This is a genomic window from Shewanella septentrionalis (assembly GCF_025370265.1).
Classification (GTDB): Bacteria; Pseudomonadota; Gammaproteobacteria; order Enterobacterales; family Shewanellaceae; genus Shewanella; species Shewanella hafniensis.
In genome coordinates this window covers 1-18,406 of record NZ_JAMTCC010000012.1, presented here as the reverse complement: position 1 = coordinate 18,406, position 18,406 = coordinate 1, and the positions used below count along the sequence as shown (strand labels likewise).

Annotated in this window: 15 protein-coding genes and 8 tRNA genes; 22 read left to right on the top strand and 1 reads right to left on the bottom strand. The window is 46.2% G+C overall.

Annotated features, from left to right (window positions below; all coding sequences use genetic code 11):
• Positions 1 to 156: 156 nt before the first annotated feature.
• From eno to rpoS, 9 genes are all read left to right on the top strand, one after another.
• Positions 157 to 1,452, top strand: a complete 1,296-nt coding sequence (gene eno, locus NE536_RS08690) for a phosphopyruvate hydratase (RefSeq protein ID WP_261272441.1) — start codon at positions 157 to 159, stop codon at positions 1,450 to 1,452.
• A gap of 99 nt (positions 1,453 to 1,551) precedes the next feature.
• Positions 1,552 to 1,851 carry a cell division protein FtsB gene (ftsB, locus tag NE536_RS08685; RefSeq protein WP_086010657.1) on the top strand — a complete coding sequence of 100 codons (300 nt, stop codon included), beginning with the start codon at positions 1,552 to 1,554 and terminating at the stop codon, positions 1,849 to 1,851.
• 12 nt (positions 1,852 to 1,863) lie between these two features.
• Positions 1,864 to 2,655, top strand: a complete 792-nt coding sequence (ispD, locus tag NE536_RS08680) for a 2-C-methyl-D-erythritol 4-phosphate cytidylyltransferase (protein ID WP_261272440.1) — start codon at positions 1,864 to 1,866, stop codon at positions 2,653 to 2,655.
• A 37-nt stretch (positions 2,656 to 2,692) separates the two neighbouring features.
• Positions 2,693 to 3,178: a 2-C-methyl-D-erythritol 2,4-cyclodiphosphate synthase gene (gene ispF, locus NE536_RS08675; protein ID WP_106651222.1), complete on the top strand. Its 486-nt coding sequence runs from the start codon at positions 2,693 to 2,695 to the stop codon at positions 3,176 to 3,178.
• A gap of 20 nt (positions 3,179 to 3,198) precedes the next feature.
• On the top strand, positions 3,199 to 4,332 hold the full coding sequence (gene truD / locus NE536_RS08670; protein ID WP_261272439.1) for a tRNA pseudouridine(13) synthase TruD: 1,134 nt from the start codon (positions 3,199 to 3,201) through the stop codon (positions 4,330 to 4,332).
• Positions 4,329 to 5,078 (top strand): 5'/3'-nucleotidase SurE, encoded by a 750-nt coding sequence (gene surE / locus NE536_RS08665; protein WP_106651220.1) that lies wholly within the window; start codon positions 4,329 to 4,331, stop codon positions 5,076 to 5,078. Before truD ends, surE begins: the two co-directional genes overlap by 4 nt.
• Complete coding sequence (locus tag NE536_RS08660; protein WP_261272438.1) at positions 5,075 to 5,710, top strand: protein-L-isoaspartate(D-aspartate) O-methyltransferase; 636 nt, start codon at positions 5,075 to 5,077, stop codon at positions 5,708 to 5,710. Before surE ends, NE536_RS08660 begins: the two co-directional genes overlap by 4 nt.
• A 100-nt stretch (positions 5,711 to 5,810) precedes the next feature.
• The gene (locus NE536_RS08655) at positions 5,811 to 6,707 is read left to right on the top strand and encodes a peptidoglycan DD-metalloendopeptidase family protein (protein WP_261272437.1); all 897 of its coding nucleotides are present in this window, start codon (positions 5,811 to 5,813) and stop codon (positions 6,705 to 6,707) included.
• An 80-nt stretch (positions 6,708 to 6,787) separates the two neighbouring features.
• On the top strand, positions 6,788 to 7,768 hold the full coding sequence (gene rpoS, locus NE536_RS08650; RefSeq protein WP_106651218.1) for an RNA polymerase sigma factor RpoS: 981 nt from the start codon (positions 6,788 to 6,790) through the stop codon (positions 7,766 to 7,768).
• A 188-nt stretch (positions 7,769 to 7,956) separates the two neighbouring features.
• Here rpoS and mutS read toward each other — a convergent pair whose 3' ends face one another.
• Positions 7,957 to 10,527, bottom strand: a complete 2,571-nt coding sequence (gene mutS, locus NE536_RS08645; protein ID WP_106651217.1) for a DNA mismatch repair protein MutS — start codon at positions 10,525 to 10,527, stop codon at positions 7,957 to 7,959.
• 402 nt (positions 10,528 to 10,929) lie between these two features.
• On the opposite strand from mutS, the gene recA reads away from it, so the two are divergent.
• The 13 genes from recA to NE536_RS08580 all read left to right on the top strand — a co-directional run bounded on the left by recA (position 10,930) and on the right by NE536_RS08580 (position 18,361).
• Positions 10,930 to 11,997, top strand: coding sequence for a recombinase RecA (recA, locus tag NE536_RS08640; protein ID WP_106651216.1), 1,068 nt, complete (start codon positions 10,930 to 10,932; stop codon positions 11,995 to 11,997).
• A gap of 17 nt (positions 11,998 to 12,014) precedes the next feature.
• Positions 12,015 to 12,485 carry a regulatory protein RecX gene (locus NE536_RS08635; RefSeq protein ID WP_371824969.1) on the top strand — a complete coding sequence of 157 codons (471 nt, stop codon included), beginning with the start codon at positions 12,015 to 12,017 and terminating at the stop codon, positions 12,483 to 12,485.
• Positions 12,486 to 12,915: 430 nt separating this feature from the next.
• Positions 12,916 to 15,540, top strand: coding sequence for an alanine--tRNA ligase (gene alaS, locus NE536_RS08630; RefSeq protein WP_261272435.1), 2,625 nt, complete (start codon positions 12,916 to 12,918; stop codon positions 15,538 to 15,540).
• Positions 15,541 to 15,549: 9 nt separating this feature from the next.
• The gene (locus NE536_RS08625; RefSeq protein ID WP_261272434.1) at positions 15,550 to 16,806 is read left to right on the top strand and encodes an aspartate kinase; all 1,257 of its coding nucleotides are present in this window, start codon (positions 15,550 to 15,552) and stop codon (positions 16,804 to 16,806) included.
• 118 nt (positions 16,807 to 16,924) lie between these two features.
• Positions 16,925 to 17,122 carry a carbon storage regulator CsrA gene (gene csrA / locus NE536_RS08620; protein WP_006082602.1) on the top strand — a complete coding sequence of 66 codons (198 nt, stop codon included), beginning with the start codon at positions 16,925 to 16,927 and terminating at the stop codon, positions 17,120 to 17,122.
• 205 nt (positions 17,123 to 17,327) lie between these two features.
• Positions 17,328 to 17,419, top strand: a tRNA-Ser gene (locus NE536_RS08615).
• A 22-nt stretch (positions 17,420 to 17,441) separates the two neighbouring features.
• Positions 17,442 to 17,518: transfer RNA gene (locus NE536_RS08610), tRNA-Arg, on the top strand.
• A gap of 34 nt (positions 17,519 to 17,552) precedes the next feature.
• A tRNA-Arg gene (locus tag NE536_RS08605) sits at positions 17,553 to 17,629 on the top strand.
• An 87-nt stretch (positions 17,630 to 17,716) separates the two neighbouring features.
• A tRNA-Arg gene (locus tag NE536_RS08600) sits at positions 17,717 to 17,793 on the top strand.
• Positions 17,794 to 17,841: 48 nt separating this feature from the next.
• Positions 17,842 to 17,918, top strand: a tRNA-Arg gene (locus NE536_RS08595).
• Between the two features lie 49 nt (positions 17,919 to 17,967).
• A tRNA-Arg gene (locus NE536_RS08590) sits at positions 17,968 to 18,044 on the top strand.
• Positions 18,045 to 18,089: 45 nt separating this feature from the next.
• A tRNA-Ser gene (locus NE536_RS08585) sits at positions 18,090 to 18,181 on the top strand.
• A gap of 103 nt (positions 18,182 to 18,284) precedes the next feature.
• Positions 18,285 to 18,361, top strand: a tRNA-Arg gene (locus NE536_RS08580).
• Positions 18,362 to 18,406 lie beyond the last annotated feature (45 nt).

Genomic DNA, 18,406 nt, shown 5'->3' with positions numbered 1-18,406 from the left:
TTAATACCTCTGGGTATAAACAGCATGCGTCTCAGTTGCATCTGTATGGACGCAAACCGTAAATGGAATTTTGTTATTTTCTGCGGTATGTGACTTCCATTTATTCCCATAGGTATTGGTTTTTTCTTTTATCTTTAAACTTAAATCGAGGGTGTTATGGCTAAGATTATTAACGTGATTGGTCGCGAGATTATGGATTCTCGTGGTAACCCAACTGTTGAAGCCGAAGTGCATTTAGAAGGTGGTTTTGTCGGTATGGCCGCGGCGCCTTCTGGCGCATCGACCGGTAGCCGCGAAGCGTTAGAATTACGTGATGGCGATAAGAGCCGTTATTTAGGCAAAGGCGTATTAACAGCTGTTGCTAACGTAAACGGCGTCATCCGCGCTGCATTATTAGGCAAAGATGCCACTGCACAAGCTGAGCTTGATCAAATCATGATCGACTTAGATGGCACAGAAAACAAAGACAAGTTAGGCGCAAATGCGATTCTGGCTGTGTCTTTAGCGGCTGCTAAAGCAGCAGCAGCATCTAAAGGTATGCCTTTATACGCGCACATCGCTGAATTAAACGGTACACCAGGCCAATATTCTATGCCTGTGCCTATGATGAACATCTTAAACGGTGGCGAGCACGCGGATAACAACGTTGATATCCAAGAGTTTATGGTGCAACCCGTTGGCGCGAAAACCTTCCGTGAAGCACTGCGCATGGGCGCTGAAATCTTCCATACGCTGAAAAAAGTATTGCACGATAAAGGTCTAAGCACTTCTGTGGGTGACGAAGGTGGTTTTGCACCTAACTTAGCCTCAAACGCTGATGCGTTAGCTGTTATTAAAGAAGCGGTTGAATTGGCTGGTTATAAATTAGGTACGGATGTGACCTTAGCGCTCGATTGCGCTGCATCTGAATTCTACAAAGACGGCAAATACGATTTAGCGGGCGAAGGCAAAGTATTCGACTCTAACGGTTTCTCTGATTTCTTAAAATCATTGGCTGACCAATATCCAATCGTGTCTATCGAAGACGGATTAGACGAATCAGATTGGGATGGTTGGGCTTATCAAACTCAAATCATGGGTGACAAGATCCAATTAGTAGGCGACGATTTATTCGTTACTAACACTAAAATCTTAACCCGTGGTATTGAAAACGGTATTGCTAACTCAATCCTTATCAAGTTCAACCAAATCGGTTCATTGACTGAGACTTTAGCGGCCATTCGCATGGCGAAAGAAGCGGGTTACACAGCGGTGATTTCACACCGTAGTGGTGAAACTGAAGATTCAACTATTGCTGACTTAGCTGTAGGTACTGCTGCTGGCCAAATCAAAACCGGTTCACTGTGTCGTTCTGACCGTGTTGCTAAGTACAACCAATTGCTGCGCATCGAAGAGCAATTAGGTGAAAAAGCCCCATACCGTGGTTTGAAAGAGATCAAAGGCCAAGCGTAATTTAAACTTTGATGTAAAAAGGCCACCACTTGGTGGCCTTTTTTGTTGTACTATCTGCTGTATATTTTTTTAATCCAAGATACTGACGCTAATTCCTCCATGAAATTTTTTGTCATTGCACTCATAGTGCTACTCGGTTTACTGCAATTTCGTCTTTGGTCGGGAGATAATAGTCTTCCTGAATATTTCGTCCTGCAAAAACAAATTGCCGCGCAGCAAGAAGGTAACGCCAAACTCAATGAGCGTAACCAAGTGCTGAAGGAAGAAATCATCGATTTGAAAAGTGGTACCGAAGCCATAGAAGAACGTGCGCGTAACGAACTTGGCATGGTCAAAGAAGGTGAAACCTTTTATCGCGTCGTGGGTGGTGATCGCTCAGTATCGAGTCCATCCCAGTAATATGGAGTTAGGATGTCAGAGCTAGGACATTTAGATCTTGGATTAAGCGAACAATCCAATCCAGGCAGTCAATCTGAGCCGGTAATGCAAACTGAATTGCAGCGCCAAGCTGAGCCTATCACTCAAGCTGTGGTGGCCATCGTTCCCGCTGCGGGCATTGGCAGCCGCATGGGCGCCGACAGACCTAAACAATATCTTGAAGTGTGCGGCCAGAGTATTCTCGGCCATACTTTAGATAAGCTGTTGTCTCACCCGCACATTTCCCACGTCATCGTCGCCTTACATCCGAATGATACTATTTTCAATACCCTGCCACAGGCCGCGCATCCCAAATTGACCACAGTGTTAGGCGGCGGTGAACGCGCAGATTCTGTGTTGGCGGCGCTGCAAATTGCGCCCGAACATAGTTGGGCCTTAGTGCACGATGCGGCAAGACCTTGTTTGACCGCGACGGATATCGACAAGTTACTCGCATCCAGAGTGCTATTTCCCCAAGGCGCAATTTTGGCCATGCCAGTGCGCGATACCATGAAGCGCGCCAATAAACAGGGCGAAATAAGTGCTACTGTGTGCCGCGATAATTTATGGCATGCATTGACGCCGCAGTTATTTCAGGCAGCGCAGCTAAAAAATTACCTCAATGCCGCTCTGGCGGCAGGCGCGGTCGTGACAGATGAGGCTTCGGCGATGGAATGGGCGGGCATTTCACCCGGACTCGTTTCGGGCCGTGCTGACAATATAAAAGTGACGCATCCCGATGATTTGGGATTGGCCGAACTGTTTTTAATGCGTGCCGCAAAATAGTCATAATCCAAGTAAAATAATACGTTAGGAATATTAAATGAAAATCCGTATCGGCCATGGTTTCGATGTGCATAAATTTGGCGAAACACGCCCGTTAATTTTGTGTGGTGTGGAAGTGCCCTATGAAACAGGTCTTGTTGCTCACTCCGATGGTGATGTGGTATTGCATGCGATTTCCGATGCGATCCTCGGTGCGCTAGCGCTGGGCGATATAGGTAAACATTTCCCCGACACAGATACCGCCTATAAAGGTGCCGATAGCCGCGTATTGCTGCGTCATTGCTATGCTTTAGCGAGGGCAAAAGGCTTTGTGCTAGGGAATCTTGACGTCACTATCATAGCGCAAGCCCCTAAAATGGCGCCGCACATTGAGGCAATGCGCCAGATATTGGCCGCCGATTTAACCGCGGAACTTGACGACATTAACGTCAAAGCGACCACGACAGAAAAGCTAGGATTTACCGGGCGTAAAGAAGGTATTGCGGTAGAAGCCGTGGTATTGATGACCCGTAAACACGATTAACTTAAGAGTAAAAAAGTCCCATGAGCGAATTACATTATCTGTATGGCAAGCCTTTAGGTACAGCAGATCTAAGAACCCAAAATAGCGATTTTATCGTGAAAGAGATTTTGCCTTTTAGCCCTACGGGTGAAGGTGAACATCACATGCTGCATGTACGCAAAGAAGGGCTAAATACAGTACAAGTCGCTGAAATGATCGCTAAGTTTGCTAAGGTGCATCCAAAGGAAGTGACCTACGCTGGGCAAAAAGATAAAAATGCCATCACAGAACAATGGTTCGGTGTGCGTATTCCGGGCAAAGAAACGCCTACTTGGAAAGATCTCAATAGCGAGCGTTTGACTATATTGTCGAGCAGTCGTCACAGCAAAAAACTGCGAATTGGTGCTTTAGTCGGTAACCGTTTTATTCTTACCCTTAGAAATGTCACCCAAGTCGAAGACATTATCAGCCGCATCGAAAAGGTCGCTCAAGTGGGCGTGCCCAATTACTTTGGTGAGCAACGCTTTGGTCACGATGGTAAAAACTTAGTATTTGGTCGCCAAATGATGGCGGGTAAAAAAGTCAAAGACAGAAATAAGCGCAGCATGTATCTGTCTGCGGTGCGCTCAAATCTGTTTAACACTGTGGTGTCATACCGTTTAGCCAACCATGGCACTAAGCCGCTAGCAGGTGATTGTGTGATGTTGGCGGGCAGTAAAAGCTTCTTTGTTACGCCTGAATGGGATCTCATCGTGTTGAAACGTCTGATTGAAAAAGACATTCAACTGTCAGCACCTTTATGGGGCCGTGGCATGATGCTACCCCAAGGTGAAGCTGCAGCAGTGGAAACCTTGGCCATGAGTGAATTGGCCGACGATTGCTATGGCCTTGAACATGCGGGATTAGAACAAGAGCGTCGTCCGTTACTGCTTGAGCCCCAAGGTCTGAAATACGAACAAATCGCCGATGGTCTTGTGCTGGAGTTTGTGCTGCCTGCGGGTAGTTTTGCGACATCTTTATTAAGAGAGTTAGTCAATTATCAAGATGTTAAAGAGCAGCAATGGCAAGCGACACTAGTGCAAGAGCCTGCGCCCGAGGCAACGAATGCTAACGTTGCGGCTGATACAATTGAAACTAAGACTGAAGCTGCACCTAACACTGAAGCAGAGTCATGATCCGCATTTTAGTGAGCAATGATGATGGGGTTAATGCGCCGGGGATCAAAGCCTTAACCGAGGCGTTGACCGAAATTGCGACTGTATTAACAGTAGGGCCTGATCGCAACTGCTCCGGCGCGAGCAATTCATTAACCTTGACTAATCCATTAAGAATTAATAGGTTAGATAACGGTTACATTTCAGTTCACGGTACACCGACCGATTGTGTGCATTTGGCTATCCGAGAATTGTACGATGGCGAACCCGATATGGTGGTGTCTGGCATCAATGCGGGCGCGAACATGGGCGATGATACCTTGTATTCAGGGACGGTTGCTGCCGCGATGGAAGGGCGCTTTTTAGGTTTTCCTGCGGTAGCGATTTCGCTCAATGGCCGTAAATTCGAACATTATCAATCGGCGGCGATTTATGCTCGGCGGATAGTTCAAGGTTTGTTGGCGCAGCCTTTGGCAAAGGATCAGATCTTAAATGTAAATGTGCCGGACTTGCCGCTTGAGCAAATTAAAGGCATTAAAGTGACCCGTCTCGGCGCTCGTCATAAGGCTGAAGGCATAGTACGAACGCAAGATCCCGCAGGACGCGAGATCTTCTGGCTCGGCCCACCGGGACAAGAGCAGGACGCCACTGAGGGCACTGATTTTCATGCTGTCGCCAATGGCTATGTGTCAATTACGCCTTTGACGGTTGATTTAACTGCCTACGGACAACTAACGGCATTGCAAAATTGGGTAGATAAAATATGACTCGAGTTGCCTTAACATCGGCGGTGAACTTAGCTAAAAAGCTTCATGATGCGGGGATCCGCAATCAAGCCGTGTTAAAGGCGATATCGCATACGCCGCGGGAAATGTTTCTCGATAATGCGCTAGCCCATAAAGCCTATGAAAATACCGCTTTACCGATTGGCCAAGGGCAAACTATCTCTCAGCCTTATATCGTCGCCCGTATGACCGAACTCTTACTGCATAAGATGCCCCAGCGCGTATTAGAAGTGGGTACAGGTTCGGGTTATCAGGCAGCCATTTTAGCGCAATTGGTGCCGCAGCTTTGTACTATCGAGCGAATAAAAGGCTTACAAATTCAAGCAAGACAGCGCTTAAAACGCTTAGATTTACATAATGTGTCGTTTAAATATGGCGATGGCTGGTTAGGTTGGGCGAATCGTAGTCCGTTCGATGCCATTATGGTGACCGCTGCAGCTTCAACCATACCTGAGGCCTTGTTGTCTCAGTTAGCGGAGGGCGGAGTCTTACTCCTGCCTGTCGGCGAAGACACCCAACAATTGATGCGAATCACTCGTACAGGGGAACGTTTTAGTTCGGAAACAATTGAAACGGTTAAATTTGTCCCTTTGATCAATGGAGAGTTAGCTTAACCTTGTGTTGTGCTAGTGTCCTTACTGAATAGGTTGTCTTGCATCGAGGGCATTGTTTTTTCATCATAAACAGTAATACAGCCTCACCAAGGAGTTTTTATTGTTGAATGCGGGTTTAGTCTTAAACCTCTGCTTTATATTTCTGCTTGCAGGCTGCAGCTTTCAGGCCAGCCGACCCGCGCCCGTCGAAAACATTTCCCATAGCTACTCTAAAAACAACAAAGGCCACATTAAATCTAATTCATATAAAGTTAAGAAAGGTGACACGCTTTACTCTATTTCGTGGGGGGCTGGAAAGGATTTTTCTGAAATAGCTAAACTTAATCAATTAGATAACCCTTATACAATTTACCCCGGACAGATTTTATATTTAACGAATACTAAGTCGAGCAGTCAGTCCAAATCTACGACTTTAGATGGAAAGAAAACGAGTTCCTCGGGTAATAATTCTAGTAAAACTGATAAAAAACAATCAGATAATCAATTTTCTCAAACAAACGCTAAGTCAAGTAATGATCTGAAAAAAACACTTGATCAGAAAGCTAAGCCCGCGTACCTTGTAACAAGTTCCCAACAAAACGTTAACTCAATCATGGTTCCACCGACTTCGACACTACCAACCAGTGTGAGTCAGTGGGAGTGGCCAGTAAGAGGGAAGTTAATCGGGACTTACTCTGCCAATGAGCAGGGAAATAAAGGCATTAAGATCGCGGGAAATCGGGGAGATATCATCAAAGCTGCTGCAGATGGGCGGGTGGTATATGCAGGAAGTGCTCTTAGGGGTTACGGTAATTTAGTGATTATTAAACATAGTGACGATTACCTTAGTGCTTATGCTCATACGGACAAGATCTTAGTCAAAGAAAAGCAACATGTCCTCGCAGGGCAGACAGTTGCGAAAATGGGCAGTACAGGTGCTAATCGGGTAATGTTACATTTTGAAATTCGTTACCATGGACAGTCTGTAAACCCACTTACTTATTTACCCAAACAATGATTGCTTGGGGCCTTGTTGGCAAATGGAGGATAGGAAATTGCACTAATTCAGCAGTTTAATCAGGTTTGGGAGATTTAATCATGAGCCGCATAAAAAGCACTGCCGCAGAAGCACTAGTAGATTTTTCCGTAGAAACCGTTGACTTCGATCTTGAAAAAGAAGAAGTTGCATCCGACTTAGTTCAAGAGCTAGGAATAGAGCAACAGGTTCAAGATGACCTGCAAAAAAATCTTGATGCCACTCAACTTTACCTTGGTGAGATTGGTTTTTCCCCACTGCTTAGCGCAGAAGAAGAAGTTTACTTTTCCCGTAAAGCCTTAAAAGGCTGCGCAAAATCCCGCAATCGCATGATTGAAAGTAATTTACGTCTGGTCGTAAAGATTGCCCGTCGTTACAACAATCGTGGTTTAGCACTGCTTGATCTTATCGAAGAAGGCAACTTAGGTTTAATTCGTGCCGTTGAAAAGTTTGATCCAGAAAGAGGTTTCCGTTTTTCAACCTATGCGACTTGGTGGATTAGACAAACCATTGAGCGCGCTATTATGAATCAGACTCGTACGATTCGTTTGCCTATTCATGTTGTTAAAGAACTCAACGTTTACTTGCGTACCGCTCGCGAGTTAGCACAAAAACTCGATCACGAACCAACGGCCGAAGAAATTGCCGAAAAACTACAAGTGTCGAGTGCAGATGTCAGCCGTATGCTTAAGCTGAATGAGAAAATCACCTCTGTTGATACGCCTTTGGGGGGCGATAATGACAAGGCGCTGCTGGATATTTTAGCCGATGACGATAACGTTGGCCCTGACTATAAAGTGCAAGATGAAGATATTTCTAATTCAGTGGTTAAATGGCTCAATGAGTTAAACACTAAACAAAGAGAAGTGTTAGCCCGCCGTTTTGGTCTGTTAGGTTATGAACCTTCTACACTCGAAGATGTGGGGGCTGAAATCGGTTTAACTCGTGAGCGTGTACGTCAAATCCAAGTGGAAGCATTGAAACGTTTACGCGACTTGTTAGGATCTCAAGGTTTATCTGTTGAAGCATTATTTCGAAACTAATAAATGAGAAACTAAGATCAGTTGTTCGTTGATCTCTATGCCTAGCTCCTAGCTAAGGTCTAGTGATTTAGTCTAGTGCTTAGGTCTAGTCTATAAAAGTAAAACGCCCACTCAAGAGTGGGCGTTGTTGTTTCTAGTCATTTATTACTGATCATATTGTTTAGCGAATATCACCCACTCGCAGAGCTTTAGCTCAGACGTTTCAGCTCATAGAGCAAATCAAGTGCCTGTTTTGGCGTTAAGTTATCGGGATTAATACTACTCAACTTAGTCAAGGCCGGATTTTCAATTGGTTCAGGTAACGCGAGTAAGCTTTGAATAGGCGTCCTCGTACCTTCAGCTTGATGATCGCGGCTTTCTAATTGCTGCAACTTATGCTTAGCGGCTTTAATTACCTTATTTGGCACACCGGCAAGTGCCGCAACTTGTAAACCGTAGCTTTTACTGGCGGCGCCTTCTTGTACTGCATGCATAAAGGCGATGGTATCATCGTGCTCTATGGCATCAAGGTGCACATTGTAAACACCTGCCATTAATTCAGGTAACTGAGTTAGTTCAAAATAATGGGTGGCGAATAGGGTCATAGCGCCGACTTGCTGGGCTAAATACTCTGCCGCCGACCAAGCGAGCGATAAACCATCATAGGTGGATGTGCCGCGGCCGATTTCATCCATTAACACTAAGCTACTGGCGGTGGCGTTGTGTAGAATGTTGGCGGTTTCTGTCATTTCGACCATAAAGGTTGAGCGGCCAGAGGCCAGATCGTCAGAGGCGCCAATACGGGTAAATATGCGATCGATAGGGCCGATCAGTGCGCGATCTGCTGGTACGAAACAGCCAATGTGGGCCATCAGCGTGATCAAAGCGACTTGACGCATGTAAGTCGATTTACCGCCCATGTTGGGTCCGGTGACAATCAACATACGTCTTTGATTGTGCAAGGTCACTGGGTTAGCGATAAACGGTGTTTGACTCACACGCTCCACCACGGGGTGGCGACCAGCCTCTATCTGTACGCCGATATCTTGGCTCAGCTCTGGGCAAGTGTAACCTAAGGTTTCGGCGCGCTCGGCAAAGTTACTCAACACATCAAGCTCAGCTGCCGCACGAGCAAAAGCTTGTAATTCATGCAACTTAGGTAGAATAAGATCGAACAACTGTTCCCATAACTGCTTTTCGAGTGCCAGCGCTTTACCTTGGCTCGAGAGCACTTTTTCTTCGTACTCCTTAAGTTCGGGCGTGATATAACGCTCCATATTCTTAAGCGTTTGACGTCGTTGGTAATTGAGTGGCACTTGCGAGGATTGCAAGCGACTTACTTCGATGTAATAGCCGTGTACACGGTTATAGCCGACTTTAAGGGTGTTGATACCTGTACGTTCTTTTTCTCTGGCTTCGAGTTGTACTAAGTAATCGCTTGCACCTTCGCTCAGACCGCGCCATTCATCTAGTTCGCTGTTGTAGCCTTCACGGATCACTCCGCCATCGCGGATAAGCATAGGTGGATTATCGACTATCGCGCGCTCAAGCAGGGCTTGTTCAACGGGGAACTCACCTAAGTATTGACGTAATTGAGTCGTGTGTGGCGCGCTTAGGGTACTTAAACTCTGTTGTAATTCAGGTAGTAAGCCCAGCGCTTGACGTAAACGGGCAAAGTCCCTAGGTCGAGCGGTACGCAGCGCGAGTCTTGCCATGATACGTTCAATATCGCCAAGTGCCTTTAATTGCTCATGCAAACCTTCGTGGGCGGCAGTATCGAGTAATTCAGTCACCGCCTGTTGGCGTGCTTTGATGTGTTTTGGATCTCGCAGCGGCTGATGGATCCAGCGTTGCAACATGCGGCTGCCCATAGGCGTTGCCGTGTTATCCAATACTGCGGCTAAGGTATTATCGCGACCTCCGGCAAGGTTTTGAGTGAGTTCTAAATTACGGCGAGTTGCCGCATCGAGCACTATGCTATCGGTTTGATTAAAGCGGGTAATGGCATTGATGTGGGGCAGGGCAGTGCGCTGAGTGTCTTTGACATATTGCATCAAACACCCCGCTGCCTGCAGTGATAAACGCGCATCTGCAATACCAAAACCATGCAAGTCTTTCGTGCCAAACTGGGCTAGCAGTAACTTAATGCTAGTATCGTAATCAAATTCCCATTCAGGGCGACGGCGTTTGCCTTTAAAACCGTTTAGCAGAGCAAGTTCACCAAAGTCTTCACTGTAGAGAATTTCAACGGGATTAGTGCGTTGCAATTCAGCTTCTAATGACTCTCGCGTCTCGAGTTCGGCAATCACAAAACGTCCAGATGAAACATCTAGAGTGGCATAACCAAAACCGACTTTACCTTGATAAACTGCGGCCAACAGATTGTCTTGGCGTTCCTGTAGCAGGGCTTCATCGGTTAAGGTGCCAGGCGTGACGATACGCACCACTTTACGTTCAACAGGCCCTTTAGAGGTTGCGGGGTCGCCAATTTGTTCGCATATTGCAACTGATTGACCAATTTGAACTAATTTCGCTAGATAGCCTTCCACAGCATGGTAAGGCAGTCCTGCCATCGGAATAGGATCGCCACCACTTTTACCGCGCGCCGTAAGTGAAATGCCTAACAGCTCAGAAGCACGTTTAGCATCATCATAAAACAACTCGTAGAAGTCACCCATGCGATAAAACAGCAACATGTCATGATGTTCTGCTTTCATGGTCAAGTACTGACGCATCATAGGAGTATGTTTTTCTAAATCATCGGTATCAATTACATTCATTAAATCGTTATCGTCCGTTGTGACTGCCTAAAGGCGATACAGTTTGTGTGGTTACAGGGGATTAAGCGCTAGAGAAGCAGAAGACTGCTATACAATTTTCAGCCAAAAAGACCACGCAAAATTTGCTGCGCCAATCTTAGCAATAATTTACCGAAAATTGAGCCCTTGATGACGGATATTCGTCAAAGGGATGCGATATCGGATTTGATATTCGCTAAAACCTTGGCCATATTAAAAATCCCATGAGCTAAAAATAATTCAGTCACAGGTCTTGATACTGTATGATTGTACAGTATACTAGTCAGCAGAATTAAGACGAAAAGCGCGGCTTTTTGAATTACCCGTTTGTAAATTGAATATTACTTTTGACAGCTTAAGGCATGTCTTGATGAGGGAACTGGAATGAAGGTCGATCCAAATAAAGAGAAAGCACTTGCTGCGGTATTGAGCCAAATTGAGAAGCAATTTGGTAAAGGCTCCATCATGAAGCTGGGCGAAGATCGCTCTATGGATGTTGAGACCATTTCTACCGGTTCTCTGTCTCTGGACGTTGCTTTAGGTGCTGGCGGTTTGCCAATGGGTCGTATCGTTGAAATCTATGGTCCTGAATCATCAGGTAAAACGACACTGACTTTAGAAGTCATTGCCGCAGCGCAACGTGAAGGCAAAACCTGTGCCTTTATCGATGCCGAGCATGCACTTGACCCTATCTATGCTAAAAAATTGGGTGTAGATATTGATAACCTGCTGTGTTCACAACCGGATACTGGCGAGCAAGCGCTTGAGATTTGTGATGCATTAACGCGCTCAGGCGCAGTTGACGTTATCGTAGTCGACTCAGTGGCAGCATTAACGCCTAAAGCTGAAATCGAAGGCGAAATTGGTGATTCTCACATGGGCTTAGCGGCACGTATGATGAGCCAAGCCATGCGTAAACTTGCAGGTAACTTAAAGCAATCTAACACTTTGCTTATCTTCATCAACCAAATCCGGATGAAGATTGGTGTGATGTTCGGTAACCCTGAAACCACAACCGGCGGCAACGCACTGAAGTTCTATGCTTCTGTCCGTTTAGACATTCGCCGTACTGGTGCCATTAAAGACGGCGATGAAGTTGTCGGTAACGAAACTCGTGTTAAAGTGGTGAAAAATAAGGTCGCAGCACCGTTCAAACAAGCCGAATTCCAAATCCTTTATGGCCAAGGCATTAACCGTACTGGTGAGTTAGTTGACTTAGGCGTAGCGCATAAGTTGATTGAAAAAGCGGGTGCTTGGTACAGCTATAAAGGCGATAAAATCGGCCAAGGCCGTGCCAATGCGGGTAAATATCTGACTGAAAATCCAGCGATTGCCGCTGAAATTGACAAGACATTACGTGAATTATTGTTAAGCAATCCAAGTGCACTTGCGGCATCGGATACTGATAGCACGGAAGATAATGTTGATTTAGAAACAGGCGAAGTATTCTGAGTCAGTCAGCCCGTCAAATCGCGGTCGCGCTGTTAGCGCGCCGCGATTATTCCCGCTTACAAATCCGCGATAAATTGCTCGAGAAAGGCTTCGACCTTAACGATATCGAACCTGTACTCGACGCTTGTGAATCCTCCGGTTTTATCAATGATAATCGCTATGCTGAATTATTGGTGCGTAGCCACATTAGTCGAGGGCACGGTGCTATCCGTATCCGCCAAGCTATAGCGCAAAAAGGCTTGTCTAAAGATTTTATTGAAGCGGCGATAACCAATAGTGATTGTGACTGGTTTGAGCTAGCAAAAGATAAAGCCACCAAAAAATATGGTGTTCCCCGCGTAACAGAAGTGAAGGGCTCTAAAGCTCGGGATCTTATCGCGAAGGAAAAGGCCAAACGAGTGCGCTTTTTAATGGGCCAAGGCTTTAGCTACGATCAAATCACTTACGCATTAGATTCAGATCCCAATGATCTCGACGACGATGATTAACCGCCATAATTCATCGATTTCGATGCAACCTTAAGACTGCAAAGCTCCTTTAAATATCACTCAATAGGCTTAGTAGAATTAGGTTTGATATCGAGTTAAATTCACTCGACACAGGCCTTAATCGCGCAAAATTCATATCGTCATCAATTACTCTTTACCTTGCCATTTTGACTCTAGCCACTCTTACGTGGGCTTTAACGCACTTTATGCTGCGTTGGTTATTTTTAACTTAGCCCACTAGGTCTACAAATAACCGTCTTGCCTAAAGTGCGTTAAATCTCCGCTGAATTCTGTATCTTGAGGTTGTTTGGGTATATATCGCCAATCAAGGCTGGTCGTCCTTCCTCAGTCTGCTTATAATGCTGGGCAAATAGAAATACGGCTAGCCTAAGGCGTAGCTGGTAATGCTTACCCAATTCAGGATGATTTCATGTATCAAACTACAGCAGAGCTTAGAAGCGCTTTCCTCGAATTTTTCCGCAGCAATGGTCATCAAGTTGTGGACAGTAGTTCATTAGTGCCAGGCAACGATCCGACACTTTTATTTACCAATGCAGGCATGAACCAGTTCAAGGACGTGTTTCTTGGCATGGACAAACGCAATTATACGCGTGCGACCACTGCTCAACGTTGCGTACGCGCCGGTGGTAAGCATAATGATTTAGATAACGTCGGTTATACAGCACGTCATCACACCTTTTTCGAAATGTTGGGTAACTTCAGTTTTGGTGATTATTTCAAGGAAGAAGCGATTCGTTTTGGCTGGACATTCTTAACTGAAACGTTAAAGCTGCCGAAAGAACGTCTGTGCGTCACGATTTATCAAACAGACGATGAAGCCTTTGAAATTTGGAATAAAAAGATTGGTGTTGCCGCCGAGAATATTATCCGTATCGGCGATAATAAAGGTGCAGCTTATGCGTCAGATAACTTCTGGCAAATGGGTGATACTGGTCCTTGTGGCCCTTGTACTGAAATTTTCTATGATCATGGCGATCACATTTGGGGTGGCCGTCCTGGCAGTCCTGAAGAAGATGGCGACCGTTTCATCGAAATCTGGAACATCGTTTTCATGCAGTACAACCGTCAAGCATCAGGTGAAATGCTGCCTTTGCCTAAGCCATCGGTAGATACTGGCATGGGGATTGAGCGTATCGCCGCGATTATGCAAGGCGTACATTCTAACTACGAAATCGATATATTCCGTACTTTGATCGCTAAAGCGGCAGAAATCATCGGCGTAAGCGATTTAACCGAGAAGTCACTGCGCGTCATTGCCGACCATATCCGTTCATGTGCATTCCTTATTGCCGATGGCGTTATGCCGTCGAACGAAGGCCGCGGTTATGTGCTGCGCCGCATTATCCGCCGCGCAGTTCGCCATGGTAACAAGTTGGGCGCGACCGAAGCTTTCTTCTATAAGTTGGTTCCATCTTTGATTGCTGTGATGGGCGATGCGGCTAAAGGGTTAGCTGAGACGCAAGTCATTGTTGAAAAAGCGCTGAAAGCGGAAGAGGAGCAATTTGCCCGTACGCTTGAACGTGGTTTAGGTATTTTAGATACGGCCTTAAACGAGTTGAAAGGTGACACTTTAGACGGCGAAACCGTATTTAAGCTGTATGACACCTATGGCTTCCCAATGGATTTGACCGCTGACGTCTGCCGTGAGCGCAACATCATTGTCGATGAAGCAGGTTTTGAAGTCGCCATGGCTGAACAACGTAGCCGCGCCCAAGCTGCCGGTAACTTTGGTGCAGATTACAACGCAGCGCTGAAAATCGATGCTGAAACCGCATTCACTGGTTACACCGAATTAGCGGGCCAAGCTAAGGTCACCGCGATTTATCTAAACGGTGAGTCAGTGACGGCTATCAAGGCGGGTGACGAAGCGGTTGTCGTACTCGATGTCACACCTTTCTACGCTGAATCTGGCGGTCAAGTGGGCGATAAAGGCCAACTGGTCGCGAGCGGTGTTGAGTTTACGGTAAACGATACGCAAAAGTATGGTCAAGCAACCGGCCATCAAGGTGTGTTGGCTACAGGTAGCTTGAGTGTTGGCCAAGTTGTTGAGGCGAAAGTCGACAAAAAACTGCGTCACCGTACTCAGTTAAACCATTCTGTTACACATTTATTGCATGCTGCACTGCGTCAAGTGCTCGGTACTCACGTTTCGCAAAAAGGTTCTTTGGTTGATCCTGAGCGTTTACGTTTTGACTTCTCCCATTTCGAAGGCGTAAAAGCCGCTGAATTAAAAGAAGTTGAAGAATTAGTTAACACTCAAATTCGTCGTAACCATGAACTTAAAACCGCTGAAATGGGCATAGATGAAGCTAAAGAGAAAGGCGCTATGGCACTCTTTGGTGAGAAATATGACTCACAAGTGCGTGTTGTGACTATGGGCGATTTCTCTATCGAATTGTGTGGCGGTACCCATGTGGGCCGCACAGGCGATATCGGTTTATTCAAAATTACCTCTGAAGCGGGTATTGCTGCAGGTGTTCGTCGTATCGAAGCCGTGACTGGTGCCGCAGCTATGGCTTATGTGGCGCAGCAACAAGCTGAACTGGAAGAAGCTGCAGCCTTATTGAAAGGCGATGCCAACTCAGTTGTCGCTAAGTTAAAAGCCCAGCTCGACAAAATGAAGCAACTCGAAAAAGAAATGGCGCAGTTGAAAGATAAACTCGCGGCTGCAGCCAGTGCTGATTTAGTGGGTGATGCCGTTGTGGTTAATGGCGTTAACGTACTGATCAAAAAGTTAGACGGCGTTGAGGCAAGCTCATTACGCGGTCTACAAGATGAATTAAAACAAAAATTGAAATCGGCCATTATCGTTCTTGGCACTGCGCAGGAAGGGAAAGTTAACCTGATCGCCGGTGTGAGTAACGATCTTATCGGCAAAGTCAAAGCGGGTGAGCTAGTCGCTATGGTCGCTGCACAAGTGGGCGGTAAAGGCGGCGGTCGTCCTGATATGGCTCAAGCGGGCGGTAGCCAGCCAGAAAATCTGGATGCGGCATTGGCTCAAGTATTACCTTGGATTACTGAGCGTCTAGCTTAAGAGGTTGCTGTGCCCCAAAAACGAAAGCTTAGTGGTAGCAAGCTTTTTGTGAAAAAGTTCGGCGGCACTTCGGTGGGTTCTATTGAACGTATCGAAGCGGTCGCTGAGCAGATTACAAAGTCAGCTCACAATGGTGAGCAGCAAGTCTTAGTCTTATCTGCAATGGCGGGTGAGACTAATCGCCTATTTGCACTGGCAGCACAAATTAATCCGCGGGCCTCGGCGCGCGAATTAGACATGTTAGTGTCAACGGGTGAGCAAGTGAGCATTGCCTTGATGTCGATGGCGTTACAGCGTCGCGGTATTAAGGCGAAATCCCTTACGGGTGATCAGGTACAAATTCATACGAACAGTCAATTTGGCCGTGCCAGCATCGAGCGGGTGGATACTGAGTATTTGCAATCCTTATTAGCCGACGGTGTTGTGCCGATCGTTGCAGGGTTTCAAGGCATCGATCCTCAAGGCGAAGTCACAACCTTAGGACGCGGTGGTTCAGATACCACTGCTGTAGCCTTAGCGGCGGCGTTAGAAGCCGATGAATGCCAGATTTTTACCGATGTGGCAGGGGTATTCACCACAGATCCGAATATCGATAGCAGTGCCCGTCGTCTCGATGTGATTGGGTTTGATGTGATGCTCGAAATGGCAAAGTTAGGCGCTAAAGTATTGCATCCCGATTCAGTCGAATACGCCGAGCGTTTTCGTGTGCCATTGCGAGTCTTGTCGAGTTTTGAAGCTGGGCAGGGGACGTTAATCCAATTTGGCGACGAGTCTGAACTCACTATTGCCTCGTTAGTCCAAGGTATTGCTATTAATAAGGCGCTGGCAACGCTGACGATTGAAGGGATGTTTACCACCAGTGAACGTTATCAAGCGCTGTTAGGCTGCTTAACGCGATTGAAAATCGATGTGGAATTTATTTCCCCATTGAGGATCCACGAGGATGATCCCTCGGGTCGAGTTAGTTTTATGCTCGCTGAAGCTAAGGTTGATACTCTGCTTAATGAGCTCGAAGGCTTAAGCGAAAGCCTTGCTCTTGGACCATTGATTATCGAACGGCAACGTGCAAAAGTATCTTTAGTTGGCAAAGGTTTACAGGCAAAAATGGGATTATTGACTAAGATGTTAGAAGTCTTGGGTAATGAAACTATTCATGCTAAGTTACTCACGACGTCAGAGAGTAAATTGTCAACCGTTATCGATGAAAGGGACTTACACAAGGCGGTTCGGGCGTTACATCACGCTTTCGAGCTAAATAAGGTGTAATTAAATAACCGTTTGAGTATTGAATACTATTAATTTGTACTAAGCTGACCTTATAATAAGCCCATCTACCGGATGAGTGCCGTGTGTAAGCTGAATTAAGAAATAAAGGAGCTATCGAATGCTGATTTTGACTCGTCGTGTTGGCGAAACACTGATGATTGGTGATGAAGTCACAGTTACAGTGCTAGGGGTAAAAGGCAATCAAGTGCGTATTGGTGTGAATGCACCAAAAGAGGTTTCTGTTCACCGTGAAGAAATCTACCAACGCATTCAATCTGAAAAATCAGGTACACCATCGGAAGGTGGTAACTTTTAGTACCTTGTCTTGGCAAGAGTATTACGGCAACAGAAGAGTCAGTTTTTTAACTGGCTTTTTTATTTTTTAGACCGAAAGATTGGCGTAAATCAATACATTGGCTTGATATAACAGCAATGTGATTAAAAACAGTTCAAATGGAATCTGTTTCGGAAAAAGGGTTTGACTTATTTTCGTCAAACAGTAATATGTGCGCCAAGAAAACGGAGAGGTGGCCGAGTGGCCGAAGGCGCTCCCCTGCTAAGGGAGTATGGGCTTTAACTCCCATCGAGGGTTCGAATCCCTCCTTCTCCGCCATTTCTTACCGATAGAAAACAGTGCGCGTGTAGCTCAGCTGGATAGAGTACCTGGCTACGAACCAGGCGGTCGGAGGTTCGACTCCTTCCACGCGCACCATTTTTTATTGGAAAAGTAAACTTAGATACAAGTCGCGCGTGTAGCTCAGCTGGATAGAGTACCTGGCTACGAACCAGGCGGTCGGAGGTTCGACTCCTTCCACGCGCACCATCTCTGCATTAGTTAATCTTTAACTCATCAGTTTTGAATTTCAGTTAGAAATTTTGTAGATAATTGCTTATAGCAAAATGTTAAAATGCGCGTGTAGCTCAGCTGGATAGAGTACCTGGCTACGAACCAGGCGGTCGGAGGTTCGACTCCTTCCACGCGCACCAATTTAAATTAATATGATTTCGGTCGTATTAATGTTTACCGTTTTAAATGCGCGTGTAGCTCAGCTGGATAGAGTACCTGGCTACGAACCAGGCGGTCGGAGGTTCGACTCCTTCCACGCGCACCAATTTAAATTAATATGATTTAGCTCGTATTAGTGTTTTACCGTTTAACATGCGCGTGTAGCTCAGCTGGATAGAGTACCTGGCTACGAACCAGGCGGTCGGAGGTTCGACTCCTTCCACGCGCACCAATATAGTTAACGAGATTCGTCTTGTTGATTTAAAGCGTTAAACGCGGAGAGGTGGCCGAGTGGCCGAAGGCGCTCCCCTGCTAAGGGAGTATGGGCTTTAACTCCCATCGAGGGTTCGAATCCCTCCTTCTCCGCCATTCTATTCTCTTAGTCGAGGGGAATAGAATAAATTTGCGAGATAAAAGTGCTTATCCTAGACTCAATCATGATTGGATCTATTAGAAGTACAAAAACGAGTTTGCGCGTGTAGCTCAGCTGGATAGAGTACCTGGCTACGAACCAGGCGGTCGGAGGTTCGACTCCTTCCACGCGCACCATATAGATAAGCCCTGCAAGAAATTGCAGGGCTTTTTTATTTTTAG

What these genes read in the sequence shown, in the direction of transcription:
- csrA (WP_006082602.1), top strand. Translation starts at nt 16,925, where the DNA reads ATGCTGATTTTGACTCGTCGTGTTGGCGAAACACTGATGATTGGTGAT.
- eno (WP_261272441.1), top strand. Translation starts at nt 157, where the DNA reads ATGGCTAAGATTATTAACGTGATTGGTCGCGAGATTATGGATTCTCGT.
- mutS (WP_106651217.1), bottom strand. Translation starts at nt 10,527, where the DNA reads ATGAATGTAATTGATACCGATGATTTAGAAAAACATACTCCTATGATG.
- truD (WP_261272439.1), top strand. Translation starts at nt 3,199, where the DNA reads ATGAGCGAATTACATTATCTGTATGGCAAGCCTTTAGGTACAGCAGAT.
- surE (WP_106651220.1), top strand. Translation starts at nt 4,329, where the DNA reads ATGATCCGCATTTTAGTGAGCAATGATGATGGGGTTAATGCGCCGGGG.
- NE536_RS08660 (WP_261272438.1), top strand. Translation starts at nt 5,075, where the DNA reads ATGACTCGAGTTGCCTTAACATCGGCGGTGAACTTAGCTAAAAAGCTT.
- ispF (WP_106651222.1), top strand. Translation starts at nt 2,693, where the DNA reads ATGAAAATCCGTATCGGCCATGGTTTCGATGTGCATAAATTTGGCGAA.
- alaS (WP_261272435.1), top strand. Translation starts at nt 12,916, where the DNA reads ATGTATCAAACTACAGCAGAGCTTAGAAGCGCTTTCCTCGAATTTTTC.
- rpoS (WP_106651218.1), top strand. Translation starts at nt 6,788, where the DNA reads ATGAGCCGCATAAAAAGCACTGCCGCAGAAGCACTAGTAGATTTTTCC.
- ispD (WP_261272440.1), top strand. Translation starts at nt 1,864, where the DNA reads ATGTCAGAGCTAGGACATTTAGATCTTGGATTAAGCGAACAATCCAAT.
- recA (WP_106651216.1), top strand. Translation starts at nt 10,930, where the DNA reads ATGAAGGTCGATCCAAATAAAGAGAAAGCACTTGCTGCGGTATTGAGC.
- ftsB (WP_086010657.1), top strand. Translation starts at nt 1,552, where the DNA reads ATGAAATTTTTTGTCATTGCACTCATAGTGCTACTCGGTTTACTGCAA.